This window comes from Promicromonospora iranensis, assembly GCF_028994775.1.
Lineage (GTDB): Bacteria > Actinomycetota > Actinomycetes > Actinomycetales > Cellulomonadaceae > Promicromonospora > Promicromonospora iranensis_A.
The window spans coordinates 492,404-505,069 of sequence record NZ_JAJQMN010000002.1 but is presented as its reverse complement, the minus strand read 5'-3'; the positions used below and the strand labels follow the sequence as shown (position 1 = coordinate 505,069).

Genomic DNA, 12,666 nt, shown 5'->3' with positions numbered 1-12,666 from the left:
CGGCCGTCGCCGTGTCGGTGTGCCGTCCTATGGTGGGGCCATGGTGAAGATCGGCGCGCACGTGGACCTGACCGACGCGATCGGTGCGGCGAAGTCGCTCGGCGCGGACACGGTGCAGGTGTTCCTCAGCGACCCACAGGCCTGGAAGGTTCCGGAACTGCCGTACGAGGGTGGCGCGGAGGCTCTCCGGGCCGACGCCGCGGCGGCCGGTCTGGACCTGTACGTGCACGCGCCGTACGTGATCAACGTGGCGTCCACGAACAACCGGATCCGGATCCCGAGCCGCAAGCTCCTGCAGCAGATCATGGACGGCGCCTCCGCGATCGGCGCCAAGGGCGTCGTGGTCCACGGTGGGCACGTCACCGCGAACGACGAGCCGGCCAAGGGCTTCGACAACTGGCGCAAGGCCATCGACGCCCTGGAGACCGACGTCCCGGTGCTCATCGAGAACACGGCGGGCGGGGACTACTCCATGGCCCGCCGCCTGGAGCGGATCGAAGCGCTGTGGGCCGCCGTGACCTCGGCGAACGGCGGCGAGAACGTCGGGTTCACGCTCGACACCTGCCACGCCTGGGCGGGCGGCATCGACCTCGCGACGGCGGTCGACCAGATCCGGGCGATCACCGGCCGCATCGACCTGGTGCACGCCAACGACTCGCGCGACGTGGCCGGGTCCGGGGCCGACCGGCACATCAACTTCGGCGCCGGCCAGATACCCGAGGAGCTGCTGATCGGTGTGATCGCGGCGGCGGGCGCCCCTGTCATCTGCGAGACCAAGGGCGACATGAGGCCCGACATCGCCTGGCTGCGCGAGCGCCTCGGCTGATCTTCTCGCTGTCGAGCTCGTCGAGACCACCTGGCAGGATCGGACGATGGCAACGACGCAGCGAGCAGTGGTCACAGGGGCGAGCGGCAAGCTCGGCCGGTTCGTGGTGGAGCACCTGGTGGAGTCGGGCTACGAGGTGGTCGGCACCGACCGCGTCGCGCCTGCCCCCGGCAGCCCGGGTGACTTCACCGTCGCCGACCTGACGGACCTCGGCCAGGTGATCGAGCTGCTGTCCGGTGTGGACGAGGGGCGCGCGGCCGACGCCGTCGTGCACCTGTCCGCCATCCCGGCACCCGGCATGGCGACCAACGCCGCGACCTTCCGCAACAACGTGCCCAGCACGTACAACGTGCTGCGCGCCGCGCAGGTGGTCGGCATCCGGAACGTGGTCACGGCGTCGTCGGAGACGGTGCTCGGCCTGCCGTTCGACGTACCGCCGCCGTACCTTCCGGTGGACGAGGAGTACGACGTGCTGCCGCAGTCCACGTACTCCCTCGGCAAGTCGCTCGAGGAGGAGATGGCCAAGCACTTCACCCGGTGGGACCCGGCGCTGAAGGTCGCCGCGCTGCGGTTCTCGAACGTGATGCGTCCTGAGGACTACGCCCGTTTCCCGTCCTGGCAGGACGACGTCGAGGCGCGGCGCTGGAACCTGTGGGGCTACATCGACGGCCGCGACGGCGCGCAGGCGGTGCGCCGCGCGCTGGAGGCGGACTTCACCGGGTTCGAGGCGTTCGTCATCGCCAACGAGGACACCGTGATGGACCGGCCGTCGGCCGACCTGGCCGCCGAGGTGTTCCCGGACGTGCCGCTCCGCCGTCCGCTCGTGGGAAGGGAGACGCTCCTGAGCATCGACAAGGCGCGCCGCATCCTGAACTACGCCCCGACCCACAGCTGGCAGCATCACGCCTAGCCCGCTGAGTGCTGGGTATTTGTTGCTTCCTGCCCCTCTATCGCGCAAATACCCAGCACTCAGCGGCGAGGGAGGGTGATCTGGTCGCGGGTTCGGATCTCCGACCACGCGCGTGCCCGGGGTAGCCGGTGGATGGTGATGTCCGTCGGCCGGCTGCCCGACGGCGTCCGGGGCGGCTCCGCGAGCACGTCCGCGCCCGGGAGCGGGCCGAGGCCCAGGCGGGTCAGCGCGGCGACGTCGGCGACGGGCACCTGGTAGGTCCGGAACGGACCGAGCGGCGGGATGTCGTCCCGGGCCAGGGCCTGGGCGGTGATCTCGTAGAGCTGGGCGTCGTCGAGCTGGGGCGTCTGGTCCAGCACGAACCCGGTGGCCTGCAGCACGTCGCCCGGCCCGACCCAGGCGACGATCTTCCAGAACAGGCGCGGGATGCGGACGCCGCGGTAGAGCGGGTCGTCGGCCGCGAAGACCGGCCCGGTCTGCACCACGATGCGGTGGTCATGGGCCGCGGCGTACCGGAGCACGTGGTCCTCGAGCCCGTTCCACAGCTCCTTGGACTGGTTGAACCTGTTCACCTGCGGCGCCGCGTTCGTGTAGGTGAACGTGTCGTGGTTGGCCCGTGCCGCGGTCTCGGCGTCGCCCCAGACGGGGTCGAGCCGCCGGACGAGGTGGCCGCGGTCGAGGGGGTTGCCCGAGTACAGTTCGCTGCCCGACTGCTCGTCGGTCGGGACGCGGCCGTCCAGCCGCCACCGGCCGCTGCGACGCAGGGCCAGGAGCGTGGCGCCCTCGACGACGCAGGCCGTCGCCGAGGCGAGCCGGCGGCGCGGGTCGAGCAGCACCGAGAAATGGGTGTAATGGAGGACACGTACCTCGACGGGCGAGACCGGGAGCGGGACGGTGAAACCGAGGAAATCTGCGTCGTAACCGGTCACAGGCAGACAGCCAACCAGAGTCGGACTGGTCATGACCAGACCAACAACCGGACACGATGAACGGGCATTGGCAATCTCGTCCTAGGCTCTAGCCCGTGAGTGAATCAACTCAGACCGTTCGCGGCAACGCCCGGCACGAGGTACCCGACCCGCTGCGCGAGGATGTACGCCTCCTGGGCGGACTTCTCGGCAGGATCCTCCGAGAGGACGGGGGCCAGGATCTGCTGGACGACGTCGAACGTCTCCGCGAGCTGACCATCCGTGCCTACGGCGACCCGTCGCCCCACGCGCTGGACGAGGCGGCGGACCTGGTGGCGTCCTTCACCGTCGAGCGTGCCGAACAGGTCGCACGTGCCTTCACCTGCTACTTCCACCTCGCCAACCTCGCCGAGGAGTACCACCGCGTCCGCGTGCTGCGCTCCCGCGAGGCCGAGACGACCTCCGGTCCGGCGGTCCTCGAGGACACCATTCCCGCGGCCTTCGCCCGGCTCACCGAGGAGGTCGGGCGCGACGAGGCCCTGCGCAGGCTCGGCGAGCTGGAGTTCCGGCCGGTCCTGACGGCGCACCCGACCGAGGCTCGCCGCCGGGCGATCAGCGGGACCATCCGCCGCATCTCGGATCTCCTGGCCGAGCGGGACACCCGCCGGCTCGGCGGGGTGACCCTCGTCGAGAACGAGCGGCGCGTCCTCGCCGAGATCGACACCATGTGGCGCACCGCACCCGTGCGGACCAGCAAGCCTTCGGTGCTCGACGAGGTCAAGACGGTCATGGGTGTGTTCGACGCCGTGCTCGTCGACGTCTTCGGCGACGTGTACCGACGCCTCGATGACTGGCTCCTGGCCGACGACGCCGGCCGCTCCACCCCCGTCGCGAAGCCGTTCGTGAAGCTCGGGACCTGGATCGGCGGCGACCGCGACGGCAACCCCAACGTCACCGCCGAGGTCACCCGGCAGGCCGCGTCCCTGGCGGCGGACCACGCGCTGGCAGCGCTGGAGCGGCTCGCGGTGGAGACCGGGCGCAAGCTGACGCTCGACGCAGAGGGCACCACCCCGTCGTCGGGCCTCAACGCCCTGTGGCAGCGGATCCGTCAGATGTCCGAGGAGGTCGCCCGGCGGGCCCAGGAGGCCTCGCCGAACGAGCCGCACCGGGCGGTCATGCTGGCCCTCGCGGAGCGCGTCGCCGCCACCCGGACGCGCAACGCCGACCTCGCGTACGCGAACGCCGAGGAGTTCGAGGCCGACCTGATGGTCGTGCAGGACTCGCTGGTGGCCGCCGGCGCAGCCCGCGCCGCGTACGGGGACCTGCAGCGGCTGGTCTGGCAGGTGCAGACCTTCGGGTTCCACCTCGCGGAGCTCGAGGTGCGGCAGCACTCACAGGTGCACGCGGCAGCGCTGGACGAGATCCGTGAGCTGGGGGTCAACGGAGCGCTGAGCGACAAGACCCGCGAGGTGCTCGACACCTACCGTGCGCTCGGCGCCATCCAGCGCCGGTTCGGTGAGAGCGCCGCGCGCCGCTACATCGTGTCGTTCACGCAGGCGCCGGAGCACCTCGCCGCCGTCTACGAGCTGGCGTCCTACGCCTTTGCCGACGACCCGCAGGCGGGTCCCGTGATCGACGCGATCCCGTTGTTCGAGACCTTCGCGGACCTGCAGAACTCGGTGCCGATCCTCGATTCGATGCTGACGCTGCCCGCCGTGCAGAAGCGGCTGGCCGACAATGGTCGACGCGTCGAGGTGATGCTGGGCTACTCGGACTCGTCCAAGGATGTCGGTCCCGTGGCGGCGACGCTCGCCCTGCACGACGCCCAGTCGCGGATCGCCGAATGGGCACGCAACAACGACCTGAAGCTCACGCTGTTCCACGGCCGTGGTGGCGCGCTCGGTCGTGGCGGCGGCCCCGCCAACCGCGCGGTGCTCGCCCAGCCGCCGCACTCGGTGGACGGCCGGTTCAAGCTGACCGAGCAGGGCGAGGTCATCCTCGCCCGGTACGGCGACCCCACCATCGCGTCCCGGCACATCGAGCAGGTCGCCGCGGCGACGCTGCTGGCGTCCGCGCCGTCGGTCGAGGCAGTGAACGAGAACGCCGCCGCGAAGTTCGCCCCCCTGGCCAAGGCGCTCGACGCGACCTCCCGCGAGCGGTTCCACGAGCTCGTGAAGGCCGACGGGTTCCCGAAGTGGTTCGCGCAGGTCACGCCCCTGGAGGAGGTGGGACTGCTGCCGATCGGGTCGCGTCCGGCCAAGCGCGGCCTCTCGGTCAACTCGCTCGACGACCTGCGCGCGATCCCCTGGGTCTTCTCATGGTCGCAGGCCCGCATCAACCTTGCCGGCTGGTACGGCCTGGGCACCGCGCTCGCCGCGTGCGGCGACGTGGAGCTCCTGCGGTCGGCGCGCAACGAGTGGCCGCTGTTCGCGACCCTGCTCGACAACGTCGAGATGTCTCTCGCCAAGACCGACGAGCGGATCGCGGCGCAGTACCTCGCGCTGGGTGACCGCGACGATCTCGCGGCGATGGTGCTCGACGAGCTCCGCCTGACCCGTGAGTGGGTGCTGAAGATCAGCGGCAACGAGTGGCCGCTGGCCTCCAAGCGCGTGCTCGGCCGCGCCGTGCAGCTGCGGTCGCCGTACGTCGACGCCCTCTCGCTGCTGCAGGTCCGCGCGCTGCGCGGCCTGCGCACCGGCTCCGACGGCGGCTCCGCGGTCGACGGCGACTACGCCGGCCGGCTGCAGCACCTGCTGCTGCTGACGGTCAACGGTGTCTCGGCGGGCCTGCAGAACACGGGCTGACCTGAGCGGCCGTTCTCGGTGGTGGCAAGGACCGGTGGACCGATGGGAGAGACGATGAGTGCGGTACTGGTCGGGACGTCCCACGGGACCGACGATCCTGCTGGTCAGGCGGCGGTCCGCGCGCTGCTCGACGGCGTTCGTGCGGCCCGGCCCGAGCTCGACGTGCGCGAGGCTTTCGTGGACGTGCAGCAGCCGGAGGTGGGCGAGGTTCTGGCGGCCGCGGCCGACGACGCGGGTTCCGCCGTCGTCGTGCCGTTGCTGCTGTCGACCGGGTACCACGTGCGGCACGACATCGCGCAGGCGGTCGCCGCGGTCAACGGCTCCGGCGCGGGCCCGGCAGTCGCCGCGGAACCGCTCGGGCCGCACCCGTTGCTCGTCGACATCCTCGCCGACCGGTATGCCGCCGCGGAGGCCGCGCACGGCCCCTTCCGGTCCGACGACGCGGTGGTCCTCGCCGCCGCCGGGTCCTCCGTGGCAGCCGCTGCCACCGCCGTCGAGGAGGTCGCCAGCGCGCTGGCCCAGCGCCTGGGACGGCCGGTCACACCGTCGTACGGGGCGGGCGCGGAACCGCGCGTGCCCGCCGCGGTGACCGCCGCCCGAGCCGGTGGCGCCACGGCACGCGTCATCGTCGTGTCCTACCTGCTGGCACCCGGGTACTTCCTGGACCGCGTGCTGGAGGCGGGTGCCGACATCGTGACCGATCCGGTCTCCGGACCGGCTCGAGCCGAGAAGGCCGACCCGCGCCTGGTCCAGGTGGTCCTGGACCGCTACGACGCCGCCGTCAGCTCCTGACCCACCGGTCGGACGCGCAGGTCACTCCGGTGACCTGCGCGTCCGACCTGTCCGGCTGCGCTCAAGCCCAGCCGAAGGCGGTGCGCACCCGCTCCACGCTGGACTTCAGGCCCCACTGGGCGGTCAGCGCCTCCAGTGCCTCCGGATCGGCGGGTGCCTGGGGCACCGCCGGGTCGAACTCCGGCAGCGGCACGTCCCGCGCCACCTGCACCACGATCGGCGCCACCCGCAGGTAGGCGTCGGCCTCCTGCAGGCGACGGCGCTGGGTGGTGGTCAGGCCCTTGTCGCCGGCGTCACGGGCCGCGAGGATCCCGGCCAGCGTGCCGTACTGGGCGAGCAGCTTGGCGGCCGTCTTCTCGCCGACTCCCGGCACACCCGGCAGGCCGTCGCTCGGGTCACCCCGCAGCGTCGCCATGTCCGCGTAGGCCTGCCCGGAGGCGACGCCGTACCGCTCGGCGAGGCGCTTCTGGTTCACCACGTCGGGGTCACGGATGCCGCGCGCGGGGTACAGCACGCGCACCCCTGCGGCATCGTCGACCAGCTGGAACAGGTCGCGGTCTCCCGTGACGATGTCCACGGGGCCGGCGTTCTGCTCGACGGCGCGGGTGGTCAGGGTGCCGATGACGTCGTCCGCCTCGTAGCCGGGAACGCCGACCCGCGCGATGCCGAGCGCCGCGAGCACGTCCACGATGATCGGGACCTGGGCGAGCAGCACCTCGGGCACCTCCTCGATGCCGGTGGTGCCCGGGGCCTCCTGCGCGACGCGGTGGGCCTTGTAGCTCGGGATCGCCTCCACGCGGAAGGCGGGGCGCCAGTCGTCGTCCCAGCACGCGACCATGCGGTCGGGGCCGTGCGTGGTGGCGAGCCAGGCGACGGTGTCCAGCAGGCCACGGACGGCGTTCACGGGCAGGCCGCTGGGCGCCCGCAGCGAGTCGGGGACGCCGAAGAACGCGCGGAAGTACAGCGAGGCGGTATCGAGGAGCATCAGGCTCATGCAGCGAAGCCTGCCACGGCACACCGACACGCGTACGGTGAGCGCCCTGGAGGCGCCCTAGGCCGCAGTACGGGAACAATCTGGGGGAATTGGCGCCCGAACGCCGGTTCCGGCCTGGTGTGCCCGTAGTGTCCGAACATGGAAAGCAAAGAACAGCAGGTGACCGAGGTCATCGAGGGCCTCGGTCTTGGCCTGGCGGCGATCGGCGAGACGCGTGTGACCTCCGCGAGGGCGGATCTCGAGCGCGCGCTGGCCTACGCGTGGACGAGCTGGGAACACACCAGCGACTACCCGTTGATCGAGCGGGTGCAGAAGCCGGAGAACGAGCTCCGGGCCGGGATCAGCGGGTCGAGCCGACGGACGAACGCCGCGGTCGTCTGGCGGGAGCGCGACGGCTCGTACGTCGTCGACATCGCGCTGGTGAACCGGACGCCCGAGGAAGCGGCACGCTTCGTCGGCGATCGACCGCTCAAGGAGTGGACGCTCCTGGCCGAGCTGTTCCTCAGCGCGATCAACCCGGGCGAGGCGCCCGGGTGAAGGGCCCCGGGTGACGAACACCCGGGTGCAGGCACCCGGGTGAAGGATGCCCGGACTCACCGCCGCCGGTGACCGGCGGCGGTGCTCCGACGCGGGTCAGCCGAACAGGCCACCCACCGCCATGCCCAGCCCGGCGGCCGCGACGGTCACCGCCAGGGTGCCCAGCGAGGTGGCCAGCGCGAGGCGCAGCCGACCGGACTGGGCAAGGCGGACCGACTCCATGGTGGCTGTGGAGAACGTGGTGAACCCGCCGCACAGGCCCACCGTGAGGGCGAGCAGCAGCACGGAGGCGACGTCCTCCGGGACGCCACGCTCGACGAGCGCGAAGGCCAGTGTCGCGAACACCCCGATGAGGAACGAACCCACGACGTTCACCACGAACGTGCCCCACGGGAACCCGCCGCTGTGCCGGGCGCGGATCTCACCGTCGACCATGAACCGGGCGGCAGCGCCCACGCCGCCGCCGGCAGCCACCACGAGCAGCTCGATCATCGGCGTGACCTCTGCTCCCGGCGTCGGTCGGCGCGTGCGGCGATCGCGATCCCGCCCAGGCAAGCCGCCGTGCCGCCGACGAGGGTGAGCACGACGTACAGCAGGGCGAGCCCGGCGACGCCCTGGGTGAGCAGGTGCTGTGTCTCCAGCGCCAACGCCGAGTAGGTGGTGAACCCGCCCAGGACGCCGGTGCCGATGCCGAGGCGGACCTTCCGCCGCCGGACGGTCTCCCGGCCGCGCCGCGAGAGGGACTCCAGGAGATAACCCAGGGCGAACGAGCCCACGAGGTTCACCACGAACGTGCCGACCGGGAACAGGAGCAGCGCCGGGACGGCGCCGTCGAGCGGGACGGACACCATGTTCAGCGGAGCGGTCGACCATCCGCCCACCAGATGGCGGGCCGTCGAGCCGCCGGCTCCGCCGAGCGCGACGAGACCGATGTACCGCCAGTCGCGATGCGGCGCTCGTGTCACGCGGTGTGCCCCCTCGTGAACGGTCGACAGGTTGTGGAAGAACCTATCGCTCACGATGCCGATCCCGTCCCCGGAAGAACGACGACGGGGCGCGGCTGGTTGTGGATGAGTCGGCCGGCGACCGTCCCGCCCACGATGTTCGTGGTCCAGCCGCGCAGGCCGGAACGTCGTGCGCCGACGACGATCATGGCGGCCTCCACCTCGTCGGCCACCCGTCCCAGCTCTGCGGCCGGGTCGCCGGCACCCCGGAGGGCGCTCCACGGCAGGCCGACATCGGCCATCGCCCTGTTCAGCCCCGCCAGGACGTCCGCCCCGTACGCGTCCGAGGACACGGCGATGTCCGGGTCCACCGACACGGTGAACCCTCGGGAGTCCGAGACGGCTGTCTCGTCGACCCACACACATACGAGCTCGATCAGGCTTCCACCCAGGGACTGGACGAGCGACGCTGCCCGCCGAGCCAGGTCCGGGTGCTTGTGGTCAACGCCGACCACCACGGATCGCACAGTCACCCTTGTGAGGGTATGGCCAAACGCCTAGTCGAGGTGGTCCGGCAGGCCGAATCGAGAGAACCACTTCTCCGTGTCGAGAAAAGTGGTGATGCCGGTGATGTGCTTGCCGTCGTTCTCCAGCACGACGATCCCCCACGGGAAATGGCCGCCCTTCGGGTCCGGCCGGTACTGGGCGAACCCCGGGGTGCCGTTGACGTGGATGGGCACGCAGCGCGAGCCCTCACACTCGTAGCCCGGCCCGGTCATCCACGCCTGGATGTTCTCGATGCCCTCCAGCCACATCGCGTATGGCGGCATGTTCATGACCGCGTCCTCGCGGAGGAGGTTGGCCAGCGCCTTCATGTCGTAGCGCTCGAACGCCACGACGTACCGCTCCAGCAGCTCGGACTCGTCCGCCGACGGCGGCGCCGAGGCCTCGGAGGTGCCCGACCTGTCCGGCGCCTTGTCGGCGAGCGTGGCGCGTGCCCGCTGCAGCGCACTGTTCACCGAGGCCACCGAGGTGTCGAGCAGCGTCGCGACCTCCGTCGCGGGCCAGCGCAGCACCTCGCGGAGGATGAGCACGGCACGCTGCTTGGCCGGCAGGTGCTGCAGCGCGGCGACGAACGCCAGGCGCACCGACTCGCGCGCCACGGTCGTGTCCGCAGGGTCGCCGGCGCCGGGCAGCACGTGCTCGGTCGGGACGGGTTCGACCCACGCGTACTCGGGCAGGACGGTGGCGAGGCTCTCCTCGACCGGATCGACCGCGGCGCCGAGGCCCATGGGCCGCTCCCGCTTGGCCCGGCTGGAACCCAGCTGGTCGAAGCACACGTTGGTGGCGATCCGGTACAGCCAGGTGCGCAGCGAGGAACGGCCCTCGAACCGCTCGTAGGACCGCCACGCGCGCAGGAGGGTCTCCTGGACCGCGTCATCGGCGTCGAAGGCGCCGCCCAGCAGTCGGTAGCAGTATCCGGTGAGCTCGCGGCGGTAGACCTCCAGCTGCGCGGAGAGCTCGTCCGCGGCCAGGGTCTCTCCGGTGCTCTGCCTGGGTTCTGACGCTGTCTGTGCCATGGATCACACGGTACGCGGCACCACTGACACGCTCTCGTGGATTCGACTCTGGCCGAAGCCGCCGGCCGAAAATCACCCGGCGAACCCTCCCGGGCCGTCCGGGGCCGGCCAGATCCCGCGATCCCGGCGGATCTACTTCAGGTCGAGCTCGAACCACACGGTCTTGCCGGTCCGCCGGCTCTCCCGCTGTCCGGTCCGCCGCTGCCCGGTGCTGGGCTGACCGTGCCGGTCCACGCCCCAGCGGGATGCGAGCCGTTCGAGGAACTGCACGCCCCGCCCGCCGAAGTCGGTGACCGTCGGGTCACGGAGCTCGGGCTGCGCGGTCGAGGAGTCGCGCACCCCGACACGGAGGCGTTCCATGTCCACCTCGACGGTGGCGGTGAACGGCGCCTGCCCGTGGTCGACGGCATTGGTCAGCACCTCCGACGTCAGCAGCATCACCGTGCGGCGCAGCGGCATCGGCACGCCACAGCTCTCCAGGACGTCGTCGACCCAGATGCGGGCCGGTCCGACGTCGCACAGCGACGGGGCGAGCTTGCGTTCCGCCGTGGCGGGACGACCGGGCGAGGGCGGCCCCGACGGGGCTGCCGCCCGCACCCGGACGGCCAGTACGGCGACGTCGTCGCGCTGGTCGTCCGATGCGAGGCGACGCACGAGGGTGACGGGCAGCGCGGCCGTGGCGGTGTCGCCCAGCACCCCGAGCGTCTTCTGCAAGCGGTTCAGCCACTGGTCGGGTGTCGTGCCGCGCTGCTCGGCGAGGCCGTCCGTGTAGAGCAGGAGCGTGTCACCGGGGTGGAGGGTCGTGACGTGGTCGGTGCGTTTGGCCGTCGGCCGTACGCCGAGCATCATGTCCGGCAGCACCGAGAGGCGTTCTACCGTCCCGTCCTCGCGCAGCACCAGCGGTGGCGGGTGGCCGGCGGTGGACCACGTGAGCTGGTAGGCCCCGGCGATCCGCTCCAGCCGGGCCACCACGGCGGTCCCGCTGGCGAGCAGGCCGAGGCCCGAGTTGGCCTTGTCGAGCAGGGTCAGAAGGGCCGACGGCGACTCGTCGTGGCTCCACGCGAACGCACGCAGCAGGGACCGGAGCTGGCCCATCTTCGCCGCGGCGCGCATGTCGTGGCCGGTCACGTCGCCGATCATGAACATCGTCGCGTCGTCGTCCACGGCGACCGCGTCGTACCAGTCGCCGCCGATCTGGTCGGACCGCGTGGCGGGGGAGTAGGTGGCTGCCATGTCGAGGTGCGCCACCTCTGGCAGGCGGCTGAGCATCGCCCGCTGCAGCGTCTTCGCCGACTCCCTGCGCTCCTCCAGGAGCCGTGCTCGTTCGAGCGCGTGCCCCGCGTAGTGCGCAAGACCTGTCTGGAGCGCGTACGAGTCCTTGTCCGGCCCGCGGTCCTGCTCCCACGCCAGCACGATGACTGCGACCACGGCGCCGGCCGTCACCACCGGAAGGAAGGCGCGGGCGCCGACCCCGGGGTCGCAGAGGCCCCTGACGTCGGGGAAGCCGGAGAACAGCTCCTCGCCCGTCCGGAAGAACAGGGGGCGGCCCGTGCGGGCCGCCTCCGCCAGCGGCCGGTGGTCGTCCAGCTTGGCCTGCCGCAGGCGCTGCGGGAACTGGGGCTCCGCGTGGACCAGCGAACGGTAGGTGATGCCCCGGCCGTCGGCGTCGGTCACGGCGAAAGCGCAGTACCGCGCGCCGATCCCGGCCGTACCGACCTCGACGATCACCTCCTCGACCTGGTCCAGGGTGTTGGCGTTCGCGAACGCCTCGCTCAGGGAGAGCAGGAACCTGCTGCGGCGGTTGGCCCGGACCGCCGTCTGCTGGATCCGGCGCGCGCGCTCCCGCTCAGCCCGGAGCCGTAGCTCCGCGGTGCAGGCCGCGGCCAGGTCGGCGAGGGAGGCCAGGTCGTCCTCGGACCATTCGCGGGGTTCGTCCACCACCGCGCACAGCGCGCCGACTGCTCGGCCGCGGAGGTCGAAGACCGGGTAGCCGGCCACGGCGACCAGTCCCATCTCACGGACGAGATAGTTGTCGCGTAGGAGCGGGTCCAGGCGGGCGTCCGACGACACGACCGGCTCACCGCGCGTGGCGACCATGTGCGTGAGCGTGCCGGGGTACTGCAGCATGCGGTTCGACTGCATCGGCTCCGGCATCCCGGAAGAGCCGGCGAGCACCTGGCCTTGGGGGACCGCGAAGTAGACGACGGCGGCCGGCACCCTCAGGTGGCGCCGAACCAGGCGAGCGAACCGGTCAAAGGCCTCATCAGCAGTGGGAGCACCGAGACCGACGTGCTCGAGGTCTCGCAACGCCTGGAGGTCCGTCGGCATCTACTCAGTATTGCGAGAGAAGGGCGTGTGCGCGATAGATGTA

Annotated in this window: 12 protein-coding genes; 5 read left to right on the top strand and 7 right to left on the bottom strand. The window is 71.6% G+C overall.

The features are described 5' to 3' along the window. Positions 1-40 precede the first annotated feature (40 nt). Both LUU90_RS05040 and LUU90_RS05035 read left to right on the top strand, forming a co-directional pair. The gene (locus tag LUU90_RS05040) at positions 41-826 is read left to right on the top strand and encodes a deoxyribonuclease IV (RefSeq protein ID WP_275002196.1); all 786 of its coding nucleotides are present in this window, start codon (positions 41-43) and stop codon (positions 824-826) included. Positions 827-872: 46 nt separating this feature from the next. Beyond that, on the top strand, positions 873-1,736 hold the full coding sequence (locus tag LUU90_RS05035) for an NAD-dependent epimerase/dehydratase family protein (protein ID WP_275002195.1): 864 nt from the start codon (positions 873-875) through the stop codon (positions 1,734-1,736). Between the two features lie 59 nt (positions 1,737-1,795). On the opposite strand, the gene LUU90_RS05030 is transcribed toward LUU90_RS05035, so the two are convergent. Then, positions 1,796-2,665 (bottom strand): DNA/RNA non-specific endonuclease, encoded by an 870-nt coding sequence (locus LUU90_RS05030; protein ID WP_275002194.1) that lies wholly within the window; start codon positions 2,663-2,665, stop codon positions 1,796-1,798. A gap of 95 nt (positions 2,666-2,760) precedes the next feature. Between LUU90_RS05030 and LUU90_RS05025 the strand changes: the two genes are divergently transcribed. Together LUU90_RS05025 and LUU90_RS05020 are read left to right on the top strand one after the other, a co-directional pair. Next, complete coding sequence (locus LUU90_RS05025; protein ID WP_275002193.1) at positions 2,761-5,448, top strand: phosphoenolpyruvate carboxylase; 2,688 nt, start codon at positions 2,761-2,763, stop codon at positions 5,446-5,448. 54 nt (positions 5,449-5,502) lie between these two features. Next, complete coding sequence (locus LUU90_RS05020) at positions 5,503-6,240, top strand: sirohydrochlorin chelatase (RefSeq protein WP_275002192.1); 738 nt, start codon at positions 5,503-5,505, stop codon at positions 6,238-6,240. A gap of 61 nt (positions 6,241-6,301) precedes the next feature. Here the strand turns inward: LUU90_RS05020 and LUU90_RS05015 are convergent, their stop codons facing one another. Then, a complete protein-coding gene (locus tag LUU90_RS05015; RefSeq protein ID WP_275002191.1) occupies positions 6,302-7,234 on the bottom strand; it encodes a 5'-3' exonuclease in 933 nt (310 codons plus the stop codon). A gap of 138 nt (positions 7,235-7,372) precedes the next feature. Between LUU90_RS05015 and LUU90_RS05010 the strand changes: the two genes are divergently transcribed. Continuing rightward, the gene (locus tag LUU90_RS05010) at positions 7,373-7,771 is read left to right on the top strand and encodes a hypothetical protein (protein WP_275002190.1); all 399 of its coding nucleotides are present in this window, start codon (positions 7,373-7,375) and stop codon (positions 7,769-7,771) included. 96 nt (positions 7,772-7,867) lie between these two features. On the opposite strand, the gene LUU90_RS05005 is transcribed toward LUU90_RS05010, so the two are convergent. The 5 genes from LUU90_RS05005 to LUU90_RS04985 all read right to left on the bottom strand — a co-directional run bounded on the left by LUU90_RS05005 (position 7,868) and on the right by LUU90_RS04985 (position 12,623). Further along, complete coding sequence (locus LUU90_RS05005; RefSeq protein WP_275002189.1) at positions 7,868-8,263, bottom strand: fluoride efflux transporter FluC; 396 nt, start codon at positions 8,261-8,263, stop codon at positions 7,868-7,870. Then, complete coding sequence (locus tag LUU90_RS05000; protein ID WP_275002187.1) at positions 8,260-8,790, bottom strand: fluoride efflux transporter FluC; 531 nt, start codon at positions 8,788-8,790, stop codon at positions 8,260-8,262. The genes LUU90_RS05005 and LUU90_RS05000 overlap by 4 nt, the downstream gene beginning before the upstream one ends. Next, on the bottom strand, positions 8,787-9,248 hold the full coding sequence (locus tag LUU90_RS04995) for a universal stress protein (protein ID WP_275002186.1): 462 nt from the start codon (positions 9,246-9,248) through the stop codon (positions 8,787-8,789). Before LUU90_RS04995 ends, LUU90_RS05000 begins: the two co-directional genes overlap by 4 nt. Positions 9,249-9,272: 24 nt before the next feature. Beyond that, positions 9,273-10,295 carry a sigma-70 family RNA polymerase sigma factor gene (locus LUU90_RS04990; protein ID WP_275002185.1) on the bottom strand — a complete coding sequence of 341 codons (1,023 nt, stop codon included), beginning with the start codon at positions 10,293-10,295 and terminating at the stop codon, positions 9,273-9,275. Positions 10,296-10,427: 132 nt separating this feature from the next. Then, the gene (locus LUU90_RS04985) at positions 10,428-12,623 is read right to left on the bottom strand and encodes a SpoIIE family protein phosphatase (RefSeq protein WP_275002184.1); all 2,196 of its coding nucleotides are present in this window, start codon (positions 12,621-12,623) and stop codon (positions 10,428-10,430) included. Positions 12,624-12,666 lie beyond the last annotated feature (43 nt).

Coding starts and splice junctions, on each gene's coding strand:
- LUU90_RS05005 (WP_275002189.1), bottom strand. CDS start 8,263: ATGATCGAGCTGCTCGTGGTGGCTGCCGGCGGCGGCGTGGGCGCTGCC.
- LUU90_RS05040 (WP_275002196.1), top strand. CDS start 41: ATGGTGAAGATCGGCGCGCACGTGGACCTGACCGACGCGATCGGTGCG.
- LUU90_RS04985 (WP_275002184.1), bottom strand. CDS start 12,623: ATGCCGACGGACCTCCAGGCGTTGCGAGACCTCGAGCACGTCGGTCTC.
- LUU90_RS04990 (WP_275002185.1), bottom strand. CDS start 10,295: ATGGCACAGACAGCGTCAGAACCCAGGCAGAGCACCGGAGAGACCCTG.
- LUU90_RS05035 (WP_275002195.1), top strand. CDS start 873: ATGGCAACGACGCAGCGAGCAGTGGTCACAGGGGCGAGCGGCAAGCTC.
- LUU90_RS05020 (WP_275002192.1), top strand. CDS start 5,503: ATGAGTGCGGTACTGGTCGGGACGTCCCACGGGACCGACGATCCTGCT.
- LUU90_RS05015 (WP_275002191.1), bottom strand. CDS start 7,234: ATGAGCCTGATGCTCCTCGATACCGCCTCGCTGTACTTCCGCGCGTTC.
- LUU90_RS05010 (WP_275002190.1), top strand. CDS start 7,373: ATGGAAAGCAAAGAACAGCAGGTGACCGAGGTCATCGAGGGCCTCGGT.